12 protein-coding genes, 2 tRNA genes and 1 pseudogene are annotated in these 21,516 nt (G+C 70.2%); 5 read left to right on the plus strand and 10 right to left on the minus strand.

The window, feature by feature from the left end; translation table 11 throughout:
* Positions 1-15: 15 nt before the first annotated feature.
* The 3 genes from ABGB21_RS00560 (at position 16) to ABGB21_RS00570 (ending at position 6,990) form a co-directional block, all read left to right on the plus strand.
* Positions 16-1,737 (plus strand): protein kinase, encoded by a 1,722-nt coding sequence (locus tag ABGB21_RS00560; protein ID WP_347675937.1) that lies wholly within the window; start codon positions 16-18, stop codon positions 1,735-1,737.
* A 97-nt stretch (positions 1,738-1,834) separates the two neighbouring features.
* Positions 1,835-3,229 (plus strand): NAD(P)/FAD-dependent oxidoreductase, encoded by a 1,395-nt coding sequence (locus tag ABGB21_RS00565; RefSeq protein ID WP_347675939.1) that lies wholly within the window; start codon positions 1,835-1,837, stop codon positions 3,227-3,229.
* A 407-nt stretch (positions 3,230-3,636) separates the two neighbouring features.
* Positions 3,637-6,990, plus strand: a complete 3,354-nt coding sequence (locus tag ABGB21_RS00570; RefSeq protein ID WP_347675941.1) for an AAA domain-containing protein — start codon at positions 3,637-3,639, stop codon at positions 6,988-6,990.
* A 122-nt stretch (positions 6,991-7,112) separates the two neighbouring features.
* Here ABGB21_RS00570 and ABGB21_RS00575 read toward each other — a convergent pair.
* The 6 genes from ABGB21_RS00575 to gyrB form a co-directional block, all read right to left on the minus strand.
* Positions 7,113-7,185 (minus strand) — tRNA-Ala (locus ABGB21_RS00575).
* Positions 7,186-7,231: 46 nt separating this feature from the next.
* Positions 7,232-7,360 (minus strand): DLW-39 family protein, encoded by a 129-nt coding sequence (locus tag ABGB21_RS00580; protein WP_347655473.1) that lies wholly within the window; start codon positions 7,358-7,360, stop codon positions 7,232-7,234.
* Between the two features lie 41 nt (positions 7,361-7,401).
* Positions 7,402-7,475: transfer RNA gene (locus ABGB21_RS00585), tRNA-Ile, on the minus strand.
* A gap of 185 nt (positions 7,476-7,660) precedes the next feature.
* Positions 7,661-8,749 (minus strand): DUF3566 domain-containing protein, encoded by a 1,089-nt coding sequence (locus tag ABGB21_RS00590; protein ID WP_347655474.1) that lies wholly within the window; start codon positions 8,747-8,749, stop codon positions 7,661-7,663.
* A gap of 3 nt (positions 8,750-8,752) precedes the next feature.
* Entirely contained in the window at positions 8,753-12,544 is a 3,792-nt protein-coding gene (gene gyrA, locus ABGB21_RS00595) for an intein-containing DNA gyrase subunit A (RefSeq protein ID WP_347675943.1), read from the minus strand.
* Positions 12,545-12,676: 132 nt separating this feature from the next.
* Positions 12,677-14,620 carry a DNA topoisomerase (ATP-hydrolyzing) subunit B gene (gene gyrB, locus ABGB21_RS00600; RefSeq protein WP_347655476.1) on the minus strand — a complete coding sequence of 648 codons (1,944 nt, stop codon included), beginning with the start codon at positions 14,618-14,620 and terminating at the stop codon, positions 12,677-12,679.
* Positions 14,621-15,265: 645 nt separating this feature from the next.
* Between gyrB and ABGB21_RS00605 the strand changes: the two genes are divergently transcribed.
* Together ABGB21_RS00605 and ABGB21_RS00610 are read left to right on the plus strand one after the other, a co-directional pair.
* Positions 15,266-15,820 carry a hypothetical protein gene (locus ABGB21_RS00605; protein WP_347655477.1) on the plus strand — a complete coding sequence of 185 codons (555 nt, stop codon included), beginning with the start codon at positions 15,266-15,268 and terminating at the stop codon, positions 15,818-15,820.
* 232 nt (positions 15,821-16,052) lie between these two features.
* Positions 16,053-17,333 (plus strand): annotated as a pseudogene (locus tag ABGB21_RS00610) (MFS transporter); the annotation flags it as partial.
* 85 nt (positions 17,334-17,418) lie between these two features.
* Here the strand turns inward: ABGB21_RS00610 and ABGB21_RS00615 are convergent.
* From ABGB21_RS00615 to dnaN, 4 genes are all read right to left on the minus strand, one after another.
* Positions 17,419-17,994: a DciA family protein gene (locus ABGB21_RS00615; protein ID WP_347655516.1), complete on the minus strand. Its 576-nt coding sequence runs from the start codon at positions 17,992-17,994 to the stop codon at positions 17,419-17,421.
* A gap of 103 nt (positions 17,995-18,097) precedes the next feature.
* The gene (gene recF / locus ABGB21_RS00620) at positions 18,098-19,267 is read right to left on the minus strand and encodes a DNA replication/repair protein RecF (RefSeq protein ID WP_347655478.1); all 1,170 of its coding nucleotides are present in this window, start codon (positions 19,265-19,267) and stop codon (positions 18,098-18,100) included.
* Between the two features lie 3 nt (positions 19,268-19,270).
* Positions 19,271-20,143, minus strand: a complete 873-nt coding sequence (gene gnd, locus ABGB21_RS00625) for a phosphogluconate dehydrogenase (NAD(+)-dependent, decarboxylating) (protein ID WP_347655479.1) — start codon at positions 20,141-20,143, stop codon at positions 19,271-19,273.
* A gap of 29 nt (positions 20,144-20,172) precedes the next feature.
* Positions 20,173-21,306 carry a DNA polymerase III subunit beta gene (dnaN, locus tag ABGB21_RS00630; RefSeq protein ID WP_347655480.1) on the minus strand — a complete coding sequence of 378 codons (1,134 nt, stop codon included), beginning with the start codon at positions 21,304-21,306 and terminating at the stop codon, positions 20,173-20,175.
* Positions 21,307-21,516: the final 210 nt, after the last annotated feature.

Below are 21,516 nucleotides of genomic sequence, written 5' to 3' on the forward strand. Positions count from 1 at the left end.
GGGTACCGTGATCAGGTGCTGTCTCCCGGAGTCGTACTCAACGACCGTTACCTGCTGAACGACCGGGTGGCGACAGGTGGCATGGGCGAGGTCTGGTCGGCCACCGACACGCTGCTCAGACGTAGGGTCGCGGTCAAGGTCCTGCTGCCGGCGCTGATCTCCGACACCGAGTTCATCACCCGGTTCCGTACCGAGGCGCGGCTGATGGCCGCGCTGCGCCATCCCGGGATCGTCCAGGTCTACGACTACGGCGAGAACGCGCCGGTCGACGGCGGGCACGGGGTCGACTACCTGGTGATGGAGTACCTCGACGGTGTGCCGCTGTCGAAGCGAATCAAGGCGGCGGGCCGACTCGGCGTCGCGGAGACCCTCTCCGTGGTGGCACAGGCGGCCCAGGCCCTGCACGTCGCCCACCAGGCCAGCATCGTCCACCGGGACGTCAAGCCGAGCAACCTGCTGGTCCAGTCGGACGGCAGCATCGTACTGGTCGACTTCGGCGTGGCCCGGTCGGCGAACATCACCGGCATCACCGGCAGCAACGTCGTCCTCGGCACCGCCCACTACATGGCGCCGGAACAGATCTCCGGCCGCCCCGTCTCACCGGCGACCGACATCTACGCGCTCGGCGCGCTCGCGTACTGCTGCCTGACCGGTCGGCCACCGTTCATCGGCACGAACCCGCTGCACGTGGTGAGCCAGCACCTGCAGGATCCGCCGCCGGCGCTGCCGCCGGACGTCCCGGCCCCGGTCGCCGCGCTCGTCACCCACGCCCTGGCCAAGGATCCGGCCCACCGCTACCCGAGCGCCGCCGCCTTCGCCGAGGCCGCCCGTGCCCTGCTGGCCGCGCCCCCGGGTACGGTCGCCGCCTCGGTGAACGGCATGCCGGCCGGCGGCCACCCGGGATTGGCCGCCGGCGCCGCCGGGCATCACCCGACCCCGCCGCCGTACGGAGCAGCCGCCCCCTCGCCGTACGGTCCCCCGTACGACACCGGGGCGGCGCGGCCGACGAGCGCGCCGCCCACAGTGCCGGACCAGCACTGGAACGCCGCGCCGACGACCGGGGACGACACCCGACGTCGCCGCAACCGGGTCCTCGCCGCGGTGGCCGGCGCCCTGGCCGTGGTACTGGTCGGGTTGGGCGCCGTACTCGTGTTCCGGTCGGGTGCGGACGACCCGTCCGCGACCGACCTGCTGACCCGGGTCGGCGGCGGACCCTCGGCCAGCGCCACCCCGTCCGGCGAGGGCCTCGGACCGGCGGCCCGGACCACCAGCCGACCGGAACGGTCGACCGGAACGTCCGGCGGTACGACCGCCACCCCGACGCCCTCCCGCCCAGGCGGGTCCACACCGACCGGCGCCGCGAGGCCGACCCCGACCCGGACCACTCCGGCCGTGCAGAACCCGTACACCGCGACCGAAGCCTGCGGCAGCGGCTACCAGGTGATCGACTCGGCGACCCTGACCGGACCGGACGGCGGTGTCCGGGGACGGGTGTACCTGCTGTACAACTCCGGCAACGGCTACAACTGCGCGGTGACCCTGAAGACCACCTCGGTCGGCAGCAAGACGCCGGTGGCGACGTACCTGGAGGTCCAGGGCCGGGCCAGGAGCACCGACAGCGGCTCGTTCGACTACTACGCCGGCCCGGTACGCGCCAAGGCGTCCGGTGTCTGCGTGAGGTGGGGCGGTTCGGCCGCCGGGGTCAGCTACAACAGCCCGTTCGAACACTGCGACTGACCACCGGAGACGGCATCGACCGTCGGGTGGACCCGAGCGGCCGATGCCCCGGCCCGATGTATGACTCTACTGTGGTCGATGCCGGCGGGGGGTGGCGATGGTGTCGACCGGGACGTACGACGTGATCGTTGTTGGGTGTCGGGTGGCCGGCGCGGCGACCGCGCTGCTGCTCGCCCGACAGGGCGTACGGGTGCTGGCGGTGGACCGCGCCCGGTTTCCGAGTGACACCCTGTCGTCGCACCAGCTTCAGGTACCCGGCGTCGCCCGGTTGCGCCGTTGGGGGCTGCTCGACCAACTGGTGGCGGCCGGTACCCCACCGGCCCGGGACGTCCGATTCGACCCTGGACACGTGGTGCTGACCGGTCGTTATCCGCACCTCGACGGGGTGGATGCCCTCTACAGTCCACGTCGGACACTGCTGGACCGGATCCTGGTGGACGCGGCACAGGCGGCCGGGGCAGAGGTACGCGAGAACGTCGACGTCGATGAGCTGGAGTGGGAACGGGACCGGGTGGTGGGGATCCGGGGGCGGCAGCGTGGTGGCGTACCGGTGCGCGAGTCGGCCCGGCTCGTGGTCGGCGCCGACGGCAAACATTCGCGGGTCGCGGCGGCGGTCGGGGCGCCGGTCGACCGGTCGTGTCCGGCGTCGACCTTCGCCTGCTACACCTACTGGTCCGGGGTGCCGATGGCCGGCGGTGAGCTGTACCAACGGCCCGGCCGGACGGTCGCGGCGTTCCCCACCAACGACAACCTGACCGTGGTGTACGTCGCCGGGCCGGCCGCCGACTTCGCCGCGTTCCGGTCCGACGTCGAGGGCCACTACCTGCGGACCCTCGACACCTGCGGTGATCTCGGCGCCCGGGTACGCGCCGGTGTCCGGGCCGAGCGGTTCCGCAGCACACCGGACGTGCCGAGCATGATCCGGACCCCGTACGGGCCGGGTTGGGCGCTGGTCGGGGACGCCGGGCTGGTCATGGACCCGATCACCGGGCAGGGCATCGGCAACGCGTTCCGGGACGCCGAGTTCCTGGTCGAGGCGATCGTCGACGGGCTGGACGGCGGCGGTGGCCTGGACGCCGCACTGGCCGGCTACCGGGCCCGGCGGGACACCGCCGCCCGCCCGATGTACAACCTCACCGTCGAACTCGCCGCGTTCCGGCCGACCGGTACGGCGGAACGGCTCCTCTTCTCCGCACTGCAGGGCCGGCAGGCCGGCATCGACCAGTTCCTCGCGGTGCTGGCCGGAACGCTGCCGATGGACCGGTTCCGCTCACCCCGTAACCTGCTGCGTCTGCTCGGCGGCCGCGACCTGGCCAGGATCGCCGCCGCCGAACTGCGCGGCCGACTGTCGCCGCCGCGGTCAGCCGGCCGGCGTCGCGGCTCGGTTGAACCGGCGGGCGAGGTGGGCGCAGGCGTCGGTCAGTTCGTCGGGGCTGACGACCTCAACGTCGGCGTCGAACCGGTCGATCGCGGCGGCGAGGCCGAGCCATGACCATGATCCGGGCGTGAGCTGGCAGCGGTCGGAGCCGACCTGCTCGACGAGGTTGTCGCGAGTGTGGCGGCCACGGTGGCGGCGGGCAGGTCGAGGATCACGGTGCCTGGCAGGGCCAACCACCGGAGCCGCCGACGGAGCCACGGAAGGTGCCGATGACGTAGTCGCGGCCCCGTCACCTCCGGGCAGGTCCCATGGCGTGAAGCGGGGCCCGTTGCGGGGTACGCGGGATGATCCGGTCGGCGCGGTAGCGCCAGGATCGCTGGTAGTCCGCTACCACTGGTCGCAGGCACGCCCTGGATCAAATCGAAACGCAGTAGTATCCGAGCGACCGCCAACGGTAATGTCGGCCGCTGGTGTTCGCTGGGACGCGATGGGAGTCGGTCTTGCCGGACTGGCGTGACTTTGTGGGCAGCGCGCTGGATTTCTGGATCAACGCCGAGGGCGGACCTGGGCGGATCGGCAAACCTCTTCGGATCGGCCGCGCGCGCCCAACAAAACCGGGGTGGTACTCGGTGGATCTGCGCGGTTCGCGGTTCACCGGCATCGACCAGGTGGAGTCGCTTCGGTTGGCCGGCCCCGCAGGTCCCGAGGCTGGGCCGTCCTACGCCGTGTTGGAGGCTGCGCAGGATGGTGAGGTGGTTCGGTTCCGGGCTCCCGAGTTCGTCGACCTGGACGAGCCACAGCTCTGGCAAAGCAGGCAGCCGCCCACGCACCTGCTTGTCAAGCTCAAGGAGGGCATCTCCGGGCTCGACGACGCCGGCCTGGCGCATGACCTCGCCGCCGGGCGGCTTGCTCCGGCGCCGGGCAACCCGCAGCACGTCAACGGCTTCACACCAGCGCAAAACGCCGCCTACTCGGCGTGTCTCGGCTGCGGCGTACACCTGGTGTGGGGTCCGCCCGGAACCGGCAAGACCCGGGTGCTCACCGAGGCGATCGACACGCTGGTACGCGACGGGAAGCGGGTGCTGCTGGTCTCCGCGACCAACATCGCCGTCGACAACGCGCTTCTCGGCGCGGTGAAGAGTCAACGGCACCGGCGCGGCGAGCTGCTGCGGGTCGGCCCGCCCCACCATCCCGATGTGCTCGCACATCCCGACGTCTGCCTGCCAGTCCTGGTCGGTGAGCGGCTGGAGTCCGTGGCACGGGAACGTGACCGCATCGAGCAGCACCTGATGCGCATCCGCACAGAGCGCGAGGAACTGGCCCGGCTTGAGAGTGCGCTGGCCGGCTTCGACGTGGACGCCTATCACGTCGCAAGGCGTGCCATGACCACCTCCGCCTCCGTACCTCGGCTGGCAGCCGAGGCATCGCAGGCACGTGAGGCACTTCGGCACGCGCAGACCCAGATGGCGGACGCCAACAGGCATCGTGCCACTGCCGAACGGAGCTTGCAGGCGCTCGAACCAGCTCGCCAGGCGTACCAAGAGATCGATCGCCTGCACCAGGACCTGATCGAACTGCAGGCGGCCGCCGACGGACAGGCCACCCAGGCACTCCGCGCCGGTCACGCGGCGGACCTCATAGACACCGAGATCCAAAACCTCACCGGTACGCGTCGGTTCCCGCAACTCAGGAATCGCGGACGGTTGAAGAAACTGGCCGCCGATCAGAAGCAGGCCCAGGCGAGGGCTGACAAAGCCCGCCTGCGGGCGCGTGAGGCAAAGGAACTCGTCGAGCGACAACGGCGGCAGACGGAAGAACGCGTCCGGCAACTGACCGACTCAGCAGGCTGCAGTCGTTCGCACCTTCGGCAGGCGGAGATGGCGCTGCATGAGGCGCAGCAGAAGTTGGAACGGCTGGCCTCCGTCGTCGGTACGGCCGAGACCACGCTCGACGAGTCGCAGCAGCGCCTACTCGCCGCAGAGGCCGCGGCGCCGACCGAGGCACAACGCACGCTTGTCGACGACGCGGACCTGCGCGGGCTAGTCACCCTCGATACTCAGGCGCGTGTACTACGTGCCCGTGTCAGCGCCTCCGAGGGTGAATGGGGGCGGCTAGAACAGCAGTACACAAAGGTGCAGGACCAGTACACGCGGCTGAGCCGAGACGCCGAAGGAGAGATCATCGCCAGCGCCCGGCTGGTCGCCACCACGCTCGCCCGGCTACGGACCAGCAAGCCGCTCATGGACGGGCCGTACGACGTCGTGCTAGTCGACGAGGTCGGCGCCGCCAACCTCCCTGAGGTACTACTCGCCGTGTCCCGTGCCTCGCGGACCGCAGTCCTTTTCGGCGACTTCATGCAGCTCGGCGCGGTCCTCGACAATAAGGAGGTCAGTAGGACGGACCGGTTGGACGTGCAGAAGTGGTTGATCCCGGATGTGTTCGCACACTGCGGGATTGCCTCGGCAGATGATGCGGATCGGCATCCTGGTTGCACCATGCTGAACGTCCAGCATCGTTTCGGGCCAGAGATCATGGGACTGGCAAACGCGGTCGCCTACGACGGTCGTCTCGAGCCGGGCGAGTCCATCCGGCCGCATACCGAGAACGATCCAGAGATCGTGCTCATCGATGTCGACGGGCTCGGCGACATAGCGCGGGTCCGGGCCGACGGGCGATTCAAGGGGTGGTGGCCAGCCGGGGCGCTGCTCGCCCGGGTGTTGGCCGACTACCACCAAGCGCGAGGCGAACGCACCGGCATCGTCGCGCCGTACGGCCTTCAGGTCGAGGCGACCCTGGAGGCGCTGCGGGATCACGAGACCGGAACATCCATGGTGACCGAGGTCGGCACCGCTCACCGATTCCAGGGACGAGAGTTCCCGATCGTCATTTTCGACATGGTCGAAGACGAGTACGACAGCCGCTGGATGGCCGAGGCCAGCCGCACCAAGGACACCTTCCGACGCGAAGGCATCCGGCTGTTCAACGTTGCCATCACCCGCACCCAGCACCGGCTCTACCTCATCGGAAGCCGGAAGAGAATCGAGTCCGCACAACCCGAGACACCGTTCGGGCACATCGCCGACCTCATCCGGCAGCAGCGGGCCCGGGTTGTCCGCGCCAACCGGCTGGTCACCCCCACAACGGCGCCCGACGACGATCTCGCCCGGCTGTCTGGAACCTTCACAGGGGAACTCGCCGAACTGCTGTCCCAGCATGTTCGCGTCGCGGACATTCACGACGAACGAACATTCTACGACGTTTTCGCCGACCATCTCGCGTCCGCACGGCGCTCCATCTGGCTGTGGGCGCCGTGGACCACCACACGCGTCAAATCTGTCCTGCCGATGCTACGCGACGCCGTCGACCGCGGTGTCCACGTCACCCTGTTCGTCCGCGATCCCGGGGACAAAGTGCAGCGCGAACCGAAGCACCAGCAGTTCCTGGCCGACCTCCGATCGGTCCTGCAAACCGTCGTCGAGGTCAACGTCATGCACCAGAAGATCGTGGTCATCGACGAGCGGACGGTACTGCTGGGCAGCCTGAATGTGCTCTCGCAGCGCTGGACGCGCGAGGTGATGGTCACGATGCACGGCGCAAACTTCGCCCGGAAGTTGCTCGAGCACGAACACGCCAAGGAGTTCTCTCGCCAGCCGCCCTGCGGCGCGTGCGGCCTCGACAGGGTCGACCTTCGCCGGCGGCAGAACGGGACGTGGTACTGGCGATGCTACGCGGACAAGTGCCCAAAGCGATCCGCGACCGGTCGCAACGGGTGGACGCAGGACATCGTCCTTGGCGCGATGCCAGGGTCCCAGAACAGTGGTTCGCGCCGGCCACAACGACCTGACAAACCTAACAGCGCAGGCCAGGCCTGGTAAACCTAGGTCGACACGTCGCCAGCTGCGCTGCGGTTCGCCATCCTGCGCCGGGCCCGCATGCGGATCGGGTGGCCCGCATCGGCCTCCGGCGTCGCCGACCGCATCTGGGTACGCATTTCGGGTGGAGCCGAGGGGACTCGAACCCCTAACCCCTGCCTTGCAAAGGCAGTGCTCTGCCAGTTGAGCTACGGCCCCTCAGGTGGCCGAGGGCCACCGACGGCGATGGTGGTCCAGCGAAAGATTATCGCAGGTCCGGTGCGGTGGTCGCCTCGTGCCAGAGGGCGCGCTCGTCGTTCGAGTCCTTGACCTTCTTGATCACGAGCGCTGCGACGCCGACCACGCCGACCACGAGCAGAAGCTTCTTCCACATGGACTTATCCTCACGCTCGACACATGTCGGACGGTGTGAAGTGGGGCTAGATGGAATCGAACCATCGACCTCAGAGTTATCAGCTCTGCGCTCTAACCGACTGAGCTATAGCCCCCTGCGCGCCGAGCAAGGTTACCGTACCGCCGGCACGAACCCCAACTCGGGGGTCGGCGACCCGTGGACGGCGGGAAACCGCCCCTCGGCCCGACCGGCCGACCCTGACGCTACCCGAACGACAAACGCCGGGGCCACCGCATAACGGCGCCCCGGCGCTGCCGGACGATCCGCCGGCCCAACAGGTCAGTCGCGCTCGGCGAGGGTGAGCTCGATGCCGCCGACCAGATCCGCACAGACGTTGTAGATGAACGCTCCCAGGGTGGCCAACGCGGTGAAGAGCACCACGTTCACCAGACCGATCAGACCCGAGGTGAGGATGACGCCCTTGGCGGTGATCCGGAACGCGCTCTCGTTCGAGCCACCACTCGCGGCCAGCATGTCGGTGAGGGTGCCGTTCACGCTGTCGAAGACCCCCATCGCGTCGAGCGCGAGGTAGAGGACCGAGGTCGCCACGATCACCACGATGAAAAGCACCAGCGAGACCGCGAACGAGAACTTCATCACCGACCAGGGGTCGATGCGCTTCAGGTTCAGCCGGGCCCGACGGGGACCACGGGCGGCGGCGGAGCTGACCGTGGTGCGCGCGGCCCGGACGGCCTCGGTGACCCGGGCCGCACCGACCGCCCCGGCACCACCCGGCGTCGTCCCGGCCCCGGGAACCGTGCCGGGAGCCGTGCTGCCGGCGCCGGTACGCGCCGTCGAACCGCCGAGACCGAACCGCGACGTACCCGGCTGCGTCGTGCTGCCGCCCGCCCGGCCCGTCGCGAAGGTCGGCTGGGAACCGGTGATCGGCTGGGTGGTCTCCGCGCCGGCACCGGCCGGGGCGGTCGACCGGTCCCCCCGGAGCGGGATGCGCTCGGTACGGATCTCCGAGCCCGGCTGCTCCAGCCGGGTCGTCGCCTCGTCCGTCCGGCTCGACCGGTCGGCCTTGTCGCCCCCGGCCGGAGACGACTTCGCCGACGGGGTCTTCGACGTGGTGGTCTTCCCGGCAGGGGAGGTGGTGGCACCGGTACCGGCCGTACTCAGCGGCGATGTGGCCTCGCTCTCCCCGTCGGCACGGGCCGACGGGGAGCTGGCGTCCCCCGGAAGCTGGTCGGGCGGCGGCGGCATGCCCGGCGCCCGGGTGAACTTGGGGGACGGCGCGTCAGGGGAGACGGCCGCCCGGCCGACAACGGCGCGCCCGGACGGCGCGCCGCCGCCGGAGGCGGTCTCCTCGTCGACCGGGTTGGTCGAGGCCCCCGCCGCCCCCGACTTCGCCTGTGTCTCCGTCATGAACTAGTCCTGTTCGTCAGGCTCGTCGGCATTGCGAGCAATCGCCACAATAGTCACGCCGTCTGGTAGGTCCATCAGTTTGACCCCCATTGTGTTCCGATCACGCGTTCGGCGTACAGGCTTCACTGGAGTCCGGATCACGCCGCCGTTGCTGGTGATGGCGAACAGCTCGTCGTCCGGGCTGATGACGACCGCACCGACCAACCCGCCGCGACGCTCGGTGATCTTTGCGGTCAGCACCCCTTTACCTCCCCTACCCTGCACGGGGTATTCCTCGATCGGGGTGCGTTTCGCGTACCCCCCGTCCGTCGCCACGAGGACATCCAGGTCCATGCCCTCGCGGACCACCTCCATCGCCAGCAGGACGTCGTCGTCGGTGAACCGCATCCCGATCACCCCCGACGTCGCCCGGCCCATCGGCCGGAGCGCCTCGTCCGTGGCGTTGAACCGAATCGCCTGTGCTTTCTTCGACACCAGCAGGAGGTCGTCCCCGGGCCCCGCCAGCGCCGCACCGACCAGCTCGTCCTCGTCGCGCAGGTTGATCGCGATGATGCCGCCGGAACGGTTGGAATCGAACTCCTCCAACCTGGTCTTCTTCACCAGCCCGTTCTTGGTGGCCAGTACCAGGTACGGCGCGACCTGGTAGTCCGGAATCTCGATGACCTGGGCAATCTGCTCGTCAGGCTGGAACGCGAGCAGATTGGCCACGTGCTGACCCTTCGCCACCCTACTGGCCTCCGGCAACTCGTACGCCTTGGCCCGGTAGACCCGACCCTTGTTGGTGAAGAAGAGCATCCAACTGTGGGTCGAGCAGACGAAGAAGTGGCTGACGATATCGTCCTGGCGCAGCGAGGCCCCGCTGACCCCCTTGCCGCCCCGACGCTGGGATCGGTAGAGGTCGACCTTGGTCCGCTTCGCGTACCCGGTCCGGGTGATGGTGACGACCACGTCCTCGCGGGCGATGAGGTCCTCCATCGAGACCTCGCCCTCGAACGGCACGATCTTGGTACGCCGGTCGTCGCCCCACTTAGCCACGATCTCGCCGAGCTCCTCGGAAACGATCTTCCGCTGCCGCTCCGGCTTGGCCAGGATGTCCTTGAGGTCGGCGATCTCCACCTCGATCTTGGCCAACTCGTCGATGATCTTCTGGCGCTCCAGCGCGGCGAGCCGCCGCAGCTGCATGTCCAGGATCGCGGTCGCCTGCACCTCGTCGATGTCCAACAGCTGGATCAGACCCTGCCGGGCCTCCTCCACCGTGGGCGAGCGACGGATCAGGGCGATCACCTCGTCGAGGGCGTCCAGCGCCTTGACCAGACCCCGCAGGATGTGCGCCCGCTCCTCGGCCTTGCGCAGCCGGTACGCGGTACGCCGCCGGATCACGTCGACCTGGTGCTCGACGTAGTAGCGGATGAACTGGGCGAGGTTCAGCGTCCGCGGCACCCCGTCGACGAGCGCCAGCATGTTGGCGCCGAACGTCTCCTGCAGCTGCGTGTGCTTGTAGAGGTTGTTCAGCACCACCTTCGCGACCGCGTCGCGCTTGAGCACGAGCACAATCCGCATGCCGGTACGCCCCGACGACTCGTCCCGGATGTCGGCGATCCCGGCGAGCTTGCCCTCCTTGATCAGCTCGGCGATCCGCTCGGCGAGGTTGTCCGGGTTGACCTGGTACGGCAGCTCGGTGACGACCAGGCTGGTCCGCCCCCGGCTGTCCTCCTCGACCTCCACCACGGCACGCATCCGGATCGAACCGCGCCCGGTCCGGTACGCGTCCTGGATGGCGGCGGTCCCGACGATCAGGCCGTACGTCGGGAAGTCCGGTCCCTTGACGATCTCGATCAGCGCGTCGAGGGTGGTCGCCTCGTCCGCCTCCGGGTGCTCCAGGCACCACTGCACCGCGGCCGCGATCTCCCGCAGGTTGTGTGGCGGGATCTTGGTCGCCATCCCGACCGCGATGCCCTCGGAGCCGTTCACCAGCAGGTTCGGGATCCGGGACGGCAGGATCGTCGGCTCCTTGGCCCGGCCGTCGTAGTTGTCCTGGAAGTCGACGGTGTCCTCGTCGATGTCCCGGAGCATCTCCATCGCCAGCGGGTCGAGCTTGCACTCGGTGTTGTGGCTGACGAAGCCGTCGCTGACGAACGAGTGGTCGTCGGTGTCCACCCGCAGGCTGTAGACCGCCTGTACCCCGGCGTCGGTGACCTCAGCCACCTCGGCGTAGTAGAAACGACCGTCGACGAGCGGCTCGACGACGTCCAGCACCTCGCGCTCGGTGATCCGGGCGGCGATCTCGTCCCGGTCCCGCTCCCAACGCTCGATCCGGTCGACGTTGTGCCGGCGCAGCCAGTCCCGCTCCGACGGCCGGGTCGCACCGTGCTCGCGGACGAAGTCACCGACGTACGGGACGTGGTCGCTCGACAGGGCGGTGCTGCTGGCCGGCACGCTCGCCAGCTCGGATTCCAGCTTGGCCTGCTTACGGCCGAGGAAGCCGACCTGCTGGGCGAAGATCCGGGCGTCGCGTCGGTTGGTGACCACGACCTTGGTCTCGCCGTTGTCGTACCGGCACTGCCGGCTGATCACGCCGAACTCCAGCAGCAACTGCTGGACCTCGCGGGCCAGCCGCCCGCTGCGGGTCGAGTACGAGATCTGGATCGTGTTGCGGGGCAGCAGCGACGACGAACCGTCGCCCTCGAAGAGGGCCTGGAGGAAGGCCCGTTTCACCGCCGCCGGCCCCCGCCAGACGAACTCGGGCACGAACTTGTCCGCACTGCGCGCCCCGACCATCTCGCCCAGCAGGCTCTTCCGCAGCTCGCCGAGGTCCTGCACGTCGAGCTCGTGCAGCACGCTGCCCGACTTGATCACCCGCTCCGAGACGTACCGCCGGCCGCCGACCGCGAGGTCGTAGGCGGCGAGCACCCGGACGAAGAACTCGCGGTCGACGTTGTTGAAGCCGGCCCGGTCCGCCGAGACCCAGCCCTCGCTGACAAACGCACCGGCGAGGACGGCGGCCTCGACGTGCTCCAGCATCGGGTAGCCGATCTCGTCCGGCACGGTCCGCTGCAGCACCACCCGGTCGCCGGGACGTACCTCGGCGAGGAGCTTCCACAGCAGGGTGGGGACGCCGCCGACGTTCACCAGGCAGAGCACCGGGTGGTTGTGCGTTCCGGTCAGCTCGTAGCCCTCCCGGGTGCGCAGCCGCAGCGTCGGGTGCGCGCCGGAGTGGAAGAACTTCGAGGCCCGCACCAGGTCGCCGTTGCGGTCCCGGACCTTGAGGTCGATGTCGGTCTCGGAGCTGGGCGCCGCGTCGGGCACCACCTGGTCGATCCGGACCGTCCCGTCGGCGGTACGGACCCGGACGTCGCCGACGAGGCAGTACCGCATGGCGGCGGCCGGGTCGTTTCCGGGCGAGCCGAAGTTGCCGTTGCCGTCGACCAGCGGGTACCGCAGCGACCAGGTCTGGGCCATCCGGACCAGCGCGTCGTAGATCGCCGAGTCACCGTGCGGGTGGAACTGTCCCATCACGTCGCCGACCACCCGGGAGCACTTCACGTACCCGCGGTCGGGGCGGTAGCCGGAGTCGAACATGGCGTAGAGGATCTTGCGGTGTACGGGCTTGAGTCCGTCCCGTACGTCCGGCAGCGCGCGCCCGACGATGACGCTCATCGCGTAGTCGAGGTACGACCGCTGCATCTCCACCTCGAGCCCCACCGGCTCGATCCGGTCGTGCTGGGCTACCCCACCGCCGCCCGGCGGGGTCGGCTCCGCCGACTCGTTCTCGAAGGACTCGGGAGTATCCGTCACTGTCAACCCTTATCAGACTCAAAGCCGCATTCCGCTGTGGATAACGGCTGTGGAAACCGTGGAAGCTGTGGATAACCGTGTGGAACACCGCTGGCGCCGGGCCTCGGCGGGCCCGGCGCCGTCAGGGCGCGGTCAGATGTCGAGGAACCGGACGTCCTTGGCGTTGCGCTGGATGAACGAGCGCCGGGCCTCCACGTCCTCACCCATCAGGACGCTGAACAGCTCGTCCGCGGTCGCCGCGTCGTCGAGCGTGACCTGGCGGAGCGTCCGGGTCGCCGGGTTCATCGTGGTGTCCCACAGCTCGCCGTAGTTCATCTCGCCGAGGCCCTTGAACCGCTGGATGTCGTCGGGCCGGGCGTTCGGCTTCTTCTGCTGCCGCAACGCGATCAGCCCGTCCCGTTCCCGGTCCGAGTACGCGTACTGGGCGTCGTCGCCCTTCTTGTTCCACTTGATCTTGTAGAGCGGCGGGGCGGCCAGGTAGACGTGCCCCAGCTCGACCAGCGGACGCATGAACCGGAACAGCAGGGTGAGCAGCAGTGTCTGGATGTGCTGACCGTCGACGTCGGCGTCGGCCATCAACACGATCTTGTGGTAACGCAGCTTCTCGATGTCGAAGTCGTCGTGGATGCCGGTGCCCAGGGCGGTGATCAGCGCCTGGACCTCGTTGTTCTTCAGCACCCGGTCGATCCGGGCCTTCTCCACGTTGAGGATCTTGCCACGGATCGGCAGGATCGCCTGGGTACGCGGGTCCCGCCCCTGCTTGGCCGAGCCACCCGCCGAGTCACCCTCGACGATGAAGACCTCGGACTCGCGCGGATCGGTGGACTGGCAGTCGGCCAGCTTGCCCGGCATCGACCCGGACTCCAGCAGCGACTTGCGGCGGGCCAGCTTGCGGGCCTGCTGGGCGGCGATCCGGGCCCGGGCGGCCTGGGTCGCCTTGGTGATGATCATCTTGGCCTCGGCCGGGTTGCGGTCGAACCAGTCGACCAGCCACTCGTTGCAGACCCGCTGCACGAAGCTCTTGACCGGGGTGTTGCCGAGCTTGGTCTTGGTCTGTCCCTCGAACTGCGGGTTGGCGAGCTTGACCGAGATGATCGCGGCCAGCCCTTCCCGGATGTCCTCGCCGGAGAGCTTCTCGTCGCCCTTGAGCAGCTTCTTGTCGGTGCCGTACCGGTTGACCACGCTGGTCAGCGCGGACCGGAAGCCCTCCTCGTGGGTGCCGCCCTCGTGGGTGTTGATCGTGTTGGCGAAGGTGTAGACCGACTCGCCGTACGACTCGTTCCACTGCATGGCGATCTCGACCGACATGCCCTCCTCCTCGGCACCGAACTCGACCACCGTCTTGTGGATCGGGTTCTTCGAGGCGTTGAGGTGCCGGACGAAGTCGGAGATGCCGCCCTTGTAGCAGAAGGTCACCTCGCGCGGCTTGCCATCCTCCTCCTGCACCCGCTCGTCGCGGAGCTGGATGGTCAGCCCCCGGTTGAGGAAGGCCATCTCCTGCAGCCGGCGGTAGATCGTCTCGAACGCGAACTCGACCGTCTCGAAGACGTCCGGGTCCGGCCAGAAGGAGACCGCCGAGCCGGTCGCGTTGGTGCTCTCCCCCTTCTCCAGTGGCGACGGCTTGGAGTTGGTGTAGTGCTGGCGCCAGAAGTAGCCGTCCTTCTGGATCTCCACGAACATCCTCGTGGAGAGCGCGTTGACCACCGAGACACCGACGCCGTGCAGACCGCCGGAGACCGCGTACGCCTTGCCGTCGAACTTGCCGCCGGCGTGCAGCACGGTCAGCGCCACCTCGACACCCGGCTTCTTCAGCTTCGGGTGCAGGTCGACGGGGAAACCACGACCGTTGTCGGTGACCCGGACGCCGCCGTCGGCGAGCAGGACCACCTCGATCGTGTCGCAGTAGCCGGCCAGCGCCTCGTCGACCGCGTTGTCCACGACCTCCCAGACAAGGTGGTGCAGACCGCGCTCACCGGTTGATCCGATGTACATACCGGGCCGCTTCCGGACGGCCTCCAGGCCCTCCAGCACGGTGATCGATTCGGCGCCGTACTCCTGCTTCTTCTCCGCTGCCACCTTGGCCACTTTCTCGCGCCGACCGCGCCGGACGGCGCGGTGGACGCGGGTTTGGTGGGCGGCCACGTCGGCGGGCGCGTGGGCCGGCACCACGAAAAGATCCGGGGTACGGTCGAACGCGCCGGTCGCCGCGGCTTCCCACGGATCGCGAACGGCTCGGACCCGGCGCGGTCCGTCCAGGCTGCTGCCCCTTCTCCGGATCAGGTGCCCCCTTCTCCGGATCGTGGCTGTTCCTGATCGTGCTCCGCACCGTGTCGTCGTCTCGGTATCAATCCTACTGTGCCTGGATGACATCTTGGGTATGCGGCACCCCGCACAACGCCCTGAGACCCCCGTAGGCGGCCGCACCCCTCCTCCCACGAATCCCCCCACACGCACCGGGTCGGATCGGGGTCGCTTTCGGGCACCGGGCGGCGGTCCGCTCTCGGCGGTCGACGGCCCGTGCGGGTGCCGGTGCCGGGTTTTCGTCGGGTCGGTGGACCCGTCCCGACCTGCGGGGGTCGCGCGAAGCGCTCGGGGTGCCGTAACTTGGCGACGCCGTGAGTATGCTCCGTGGCCAGGATGCCCGGAAAGCGCACCGGACGGTCCCTCCGACCGGTTCGTCAGGTGCACAGATTCGTCAGGTGCACAGAGAGGTGACGCCCGATGGGGCTGGACAACGTCGCGGTGCGCTGGCCGCGAACCGGCCGCTTCTACGACCCGGTCGCCCCGGCCGAGTTCGTCGACTTCGGCGAACTGGCCGACGCGCCGGAGGTCGCCGCGCCGACGGCGGCCCTCGCCGGCTACATCGCCAAGAACGGTTCGGTCCGGGCGACGGCCTACATCGAACTCGTCGACCTGCTGCTGGGCCTGGACGGTGTGTTGTACGCCACCGAGGCCGCGGCCGAGGACGAGGATCCGGTGATCGACCCGGACGGCTGCGCCTGGATCGCGGGCGGGTTGGAACGGTTCGTCGACGGACACCGGACGCACGGCGAGATGGTGACCTTCGACACGGTCAGCGCCGTACTCCGGGCCGCGCTCGCCGACGGTCGGCTGGCCGAACAGCAGTTGCGCTGGCTGGACAGTCGGCTGGACGCGCTGCGCGACGAGTCCGGCGCGCCGCCGCAGTGGAGTTTCGCCCGTTCCGAACTGGCCGTGCTGGCCGGCTTCTACCGGCGCTGCGCCGAACGCGGCTACGCCGTCTACGCCGACTCCTGACCCCGGCCCGGCCCCTGGTACGGGGCCGGGTCCACCCGCCGTCCCCGGGGTGGTCCCCCGATCGGCCATGACACGGTTAGCCCGAATTGCCGATTGTGTGCCGATAACCGGTGACGGACTTCACCAGCCCCTGCACAGCTCCCCCGAGCAGCAGCCAGACTTGCGCGTCATCCCCGAGGCACCACCTCTCCGGGCACGGGAGTGACGGACAGTCGTGGCGTCGGAACGTACGGTGCGTTCGCCGCCGATCGAGCAGAGGGGCTTCCGCGGCTTGCGTACCACCTTCGGCGCACTGCGCCACCGCAACTACCGGATCTGGGCCGGCGCCGGATTCGTCTCCGTCATCGGCACCTGGATGCAGGTGCTCGGAGTCAACTGGTACGTGCTGCAGCAGACCGGTTCGGCCACCTCGATGGGGCTCGCCGTACTGCTCCAGGCCCTGCCCACCCTGCTGCTCAGCAGCTGGGGCGGCGCGCTCGCCGACCGACTGCCGGCCCGACCACTGCTGGTCGCCACCCAGGTCGGACACGCCGGCCTGGCCGCCGCGCTGGCCACGCTGGCCTGGTCCGGCACACCCCAGATGTCGATGATCTACGCGATCTCGCTGGTCAGCGGCGCGCTCTCCGCGATCGAGGGCCCGGTGATGGGCCGGTACGGCTCGACCATGGTCGACCGGGAAACCCTCGGCAACGCCCTGGCGCTCGGCTCACTGACCAACTCCGCCGGCCGGATCCTCGGCATGAGCGTCGGCGCGGTGGTGGTCGCCGTCACCGGCCCCGCCCTGCTCTTCGTGATGAACTCGGTCAGCTTCGCCGCCGTGGTCGCCGCGCTGCTCGCCGTACGCCAACGGGAGCTGCACCAGCCGGAGGCCGGCACCGGGACACGGGCCGGGCACGACCACGGCATCCGGGCCGGACTGCGCTACCTGCGCGGGCAGCCGGTCATCCTGACCGCCCTCGCGCTCGCCTTCGTCCTCGGCAGCCTCGGCCGGAACTACCAGGTGACGATGGCCGCCATGAGCGACGGCCCGCTCGGCGGCGGCGCCGGCGCCTACGGTCTGCTCTCCACCGTCTTCGCGGTCGGTACGGTGCTCGGCTCGCTCGCCGCCGCCCGCCGAGGGGAACTCAGCTACCGACTCCTGGTCGGGGCCGGGGTGGCGGCCAGCGTGCTGCAGGCGGTCGCCGGACTCACCCCCGGCGTCTGGAGCTTCGCCGCCGCGATCCTGCCGATCGCCGCCGCCGCGGTGATCATCGATACCACCGTCGGCACCCGCGCGCAGCTCGACACCGACGGCGCCATGCGGGGCCGGGTGCTGGCCGCGATCGGCGTGACCGGATCGGTCGCCGCCGCGGTCGGGGCTCCGGCGCTCGGCTGGCTCTCCGAGCACGTCGGCCCGCGCCAGACCCTGGTCCTGGCCGGCTCGGTCGGCGTGGCCGCCTCGGTCTGGGCCGGACTGCGGCTGGCCCGCCGCACCGGCGAGCCGGACACCGCCACCGTGCCCGCTCTGCCCGTACCCGCCCTGGCGGCAGCCGGGCCGACGGTCGCCGTCGCCGCCGGACCGGACCCCCGTCGGCTACGGTCGCTGCGGCTGACCCGGCTCAGCCGTACGTATCCCGGGGCCCACGTCCTCGCACCCGGCGGGGACCACGGGACCACGAGGGCGCCGTCGGCCCGTGCACATGCAGCCGACGAACCACGTTATGTCCGACCTCGGCGGCGATCCGCTGCAGCAGCGAACCGGCGAGCAGTCTCAACTGAGTCGCCCACGCCGTCGACTCCGCCTCGACCGTGAGTTCGCCGTTCTCCAGCTTGACCGGGCGGCTGTGCTGCGCCACGTCCGGCCCGACCACCCGTTCCCAGGCGCCGAAGACGGTCGCCTCGGCGGCCGGCTGCTGCCAGCCCCGGGCCTTCACCAGCCGGGCGAGGACCGTGCCGAACAGCTGCGGATCACGGGGGTCCGGTCCGGGACCGGAGTAGCCCCGTGGCCGACGCCGGGGCGCCCCGGCACGACCGCCGGCCGGGGAGCCGCCGCCACCCGGTGCGCCGTCACCGTCGGCGGCCGCCGGGTCGTCGCCGGCCCCGGTTCCCCCCGGGGTACGTCGCCGGGGGGTGTTCGCCCGCCGTCGGGCCAACGCGGCGTCGAGTACCGCCCGGGCCAGCGCCGGACCGGCCAGCTCCCCGTCACCCGCCGCACCGGGCTGCGGCCCGGCCGACGCGTCCCCGGCGCCTGACGCGTCCCGGCCGACGACGGGGTCCCTCGGCGCCGGAGGTCCGGAGTCACTCGCCGGCACGGCGCACCTCCCCGTCGCCCACCAGGTAACGCGCCCCCCGCAGCGCCGGTGGCACGTCCTCGGCCACCGCGCAGGTGACCAGCACCTGACTCGCCCCGCCGACCAGCTCGGCCAACCGGCTCCGCCGGCCGCTGTCGAGTTCGGCGAAGACGTCGTCGAGAACCAGGACCGGTTCCACCCCGTCCGCCCGGAGCAGGTCGTACGCGGCGAGCCGGAGCGCCAGCGCGTACGACCAGGACTCGCCGTGACTGGCGTAGCCGCGGGCCGGCAGCGGACCGAGACTCAACGCCAACTCGTCACGGTGCGGCCCGACCAGGGTCGTCCCGCGCTCGATCTCGGCCGACCGGGACTCGACGAGCGCGGCGGTCAGCGCCGCCTCCAGCGTCGGGCGGTCCGGCACCGGGTCGGTCAGGTTCAGCGCCGACCGGTACGTGATCGACGCGGCCCCGCGTCCCGCCGCCACCGCGTCGTACGCCTTCGCCACGTGCGGGCCGAGCGCCGCGACCAGTTCCAGCCGGCCGGCGAGCAGTTCGGCGCCGTGTCGGGCCAGATGGGTGTCCCAGACCGCGAGGGTGTGCAGGTCCGATCCGGCCTCGGCCGACTCGCCGGCCGCCGGGCGGGCCCGCCCCCGCCCGACCTTCCGGGCCAGGTACGCGGTCCGCAGCAGGGCGTTGCGCTGCTTCACCACCCGCTCGTAGTCCGCCCGGACCGCCGCGTACCGGGGCAGCCGGGTGACCAGCAGGTCATCGAGGTAGCGGCGACGTTCGGCCGGGTCGCCCCGGACCAGTTCCAGGTCCTCCGGGGCGAACAGCACCAGGCGCAGCGCGCCGAGCACGTCCCGGGCCCGGCGGGCCGGTGACCGGTTCAGCCGGGCCCGGTTGGCCCGGCCCGGCGCGATCTCCAACTCGACCAGCAGTTCCCGGCCGTCGTGCACGATCGCGCACCGGATCACGGCGGTCGCCGCCCCGGCCCGGACCAGCGGGGCGTCGGTGGCGACCCGGTGGCTGGCCAGGGTGGCGACGTATCCGAGCGCCTCGACCAGGTTGGTCTTGCCGACCCCGTTCGGGCCGACCAGCACGTTGCCGCCGGGCTCCAGGTCGACCCCGACCCGCTCGTACGAGCGGAAGTCGACCAGTTCCAGCCGGCGGACGTACACGGGCTAGTTCTTGCGTACGGCGTGTCCGCCGAACTGCTGCCGCAGCGCGGAGACCGCCTTCATCGCCGGCGAGTCCTCCTGCCGGGAGGCGAACCGGGCGAAGAGCGAGGCGGTGATGACGTTCAGCGGTACGGCGAGCCGGACCGCCTCGTCGACCGTCCACCGGCCCTCGCCGGTGTCCTCGGTGTAGCCGCTGAGCTGGGTCAGCTCCGGGTCCTCGTCGAGTGCCCGGTCGAGCAGGTCGAGCAGCCAGGACCGGACGACCGTGCCCTCCCGCCAGGACTTGACCACGCCGGGCACGTTGGTCACCAGCTCGGAGGCGCTGAGCAGCTCGAAGCCCTCGGCGTAGGCGTGCATCAGGCCGTACTCGATGCCGTTGTGCACCATCTTGGCGTAGTGGCCGGCGCCGACCGGGCCGGCGTGCACGAAGCCGAACTCGCCGGCCGGCTTGAGCGCGTCGAAGATCGGCATGAGCCGCTCGACGTGCGCCTTGTCGCCGCCGACCATCAGGCCGTAGCCGTTCTCCCGGCCCCAGATGCCGCCGGAGACGCCGGCGTCGAGGTAGCCGATGCCGTGCCGGTCGAGCTTCTCGGCCCGGGGCAGGTCGTCGCTGAACCGCGAGTTGCCGCCGTCGATGACGATGTCGCCGGCGGAGAGCACCTCGATCAGGCCGTCGACGGTGGGTTCGGTGAACTGCACCGGCACCATCACCCAGACGGCCCGGGGGGCGGTCAGCTTCTCCGCCAGCTCGGCCAGGCTGGCCACGTCGCTGACCTGCGGGTTGTTGTCGTAGCCGATCACCTCATGCCCGGCGGCACGCAGCCGCTCGCGCATGTTGCCGCCCATCCGGCCGAGGCCCACCAGGCCGATCTGCATTGACTTTCCCTTCGATGGAACCGGCGCGATCAGCGGGTGACCCGGATCGGCATGATCAGGTAGCGGTAGCCGGGGATGATCTCCCCATCTTCCGCCGAAGGCGCGATCACCGCCGGCTTGAACGCGTCGACGAAGGAGAAGACCGCCAGCGCCGAGCCGAGGTTCTGCAACCCGTCGACAAGGTACTGCGGGTTGAAGCCGATGGTGAGCGGCTCTCCGGTGAAAGTGGCGTCCATCGCCTCGCTGGCCCGCGCCTCCTCGGTGCTGCCGGCCTCGACGACCAACCCGTCGGCGCTGAAGTTGAGCAGCACCGGCGTGCTTCGTCCGCCGACCAGCGAGACCCGCTTGACCACCTCGGTGAGGGCGGCGACCGAGACCCGGGCCTCGGCGTTGTGGCTGGCCGGGAAGAGCGACCGCACCGGCGGGTAGTTGGCACCGTCCAGCAGCCGGCTGGTGGTCCGGCGGGTGCCACCGGCGAACCCGATCAGGCCCTCTCCGGCGGCGCCCTGGGACAGCGCCAGCGTGACGTCGCCACCGAGCGGCCCGAGCGCCTTGGCGGTGTCGTGCAGGGTGCGGGCCGGAACCAGCGCGTTGACGCTGACCTCCGGGTCGTCCGGACGCCAGTCGATCTCCCGCAGCGCCAGCCGGTAGCGGTCGGTGGCGAGCATCGCCAGTGTGCTGCCGTTCAGTTCGAGGCGTACGCCGGTCATCATCGGCAGGGTCTCGTCCCGGCCGGCGGCGATCGCGACCTGGCCGACCGCGGCGGCGAAGGTGGCCGCGTCGATGGTCCCGGCGCTGCCCGGCATCTCCGGCAGGGTCGGGTAGTCCTCGACCGGCATCGTCGGCAGGGTGAACCGGGCGCTGCCGCAGACCAGCTCCAGGTGGGCACCGGCGGCGGCGATCTCCACCGGCTTCGCCGGCAGTGCCTTGGTGATCTCGGCCAGCAGCCGGCCGGAGACCAGTGCGGCGCCGTCGGCCTCGCTCTGCAGGTCCACGGTCACCTGGCTGGAGACCTCGTAGTCGAAGCCGGACACCTGTAGGCCACCGTCCCCGGCGCGGAGCAGTACTCCGGCGAGGACCGGTACGGACGGGCGGTTGGGCAGACTCTTCGCCGTCCATGCCACGGCGTCGGCGAGTGCGTCGCGCTCCACGCGGAACTTCATGCATGCCTCCGGGTCGACATCAGCGACAACTGTCTCATGCCGGCGGCCGCCTTCCGGCCCCGCCAACCGTGGGGTCTCCATCGCACCTTAGGGCCCGGGCGCATCGGCTGTGCGTCCGACCCCGGTGCTTCGGCAGTTGATCAGCCGTCGGTACGGCGGATCAAAAGGATCCACAACATGCCCAACGCCGGTGATTGGTTTTTGTTCTTT

It is taken from the genome of Plantactinospora sp. B24E8, assembly GCF_039871735.1.
GTDB lineage: Bacteria > Actinomycetota > Actinomycetes > Mycobacteriales > Micromonosporaceae > Plantactinospora.

Bases quoted from the DNA above. Each gene is read 5' to 3' on its own strand.
- ABGB21_RS00605 (WP_347655477.1), top strand. From the start codon at position 15,266: ATGGGGCTGGACAACGTCGCGGTGCGCTGGCCGCGAACCGGCCGCTTC.
- gnd (WP_347655479.1), bottom strand. From the start codon at position 20,143: ATGCAGATCGGCCTGGTGGGCCTCGGCCGGATGGGCGGCAACATGCGC.
- ABGB21_RS00580 (WP_347655473.1), bottom strand. From the start codon at position 7,360: ATGTGGAAGAAGCTTCTGCTCGTGGTCGGCGTGGTCGGCGTCGCAGCG.
- ABGB21_RS00590 (WP_347655474.1), bottom strand. From the start codon at position 8,749: ATGACGGAGACACAGGCGAAGTCGGGGGCGGCGGGGGCCTCGACCAAC.
- ABGB21_RS00565 (WP_347675939.1), top strand. From the start codon at position 1,835: ATGGTGTCGACCGGGACGTACGACGTGATCGTTGTTGGGTGTCGGGTG.
- dnaN (WP_347655480.1), bottom strand. From the start codon at position 21,306: ATGAAGTTCCGCGTGGAGCGCGACGCACTCGCCGACGCCGTGGCATGG.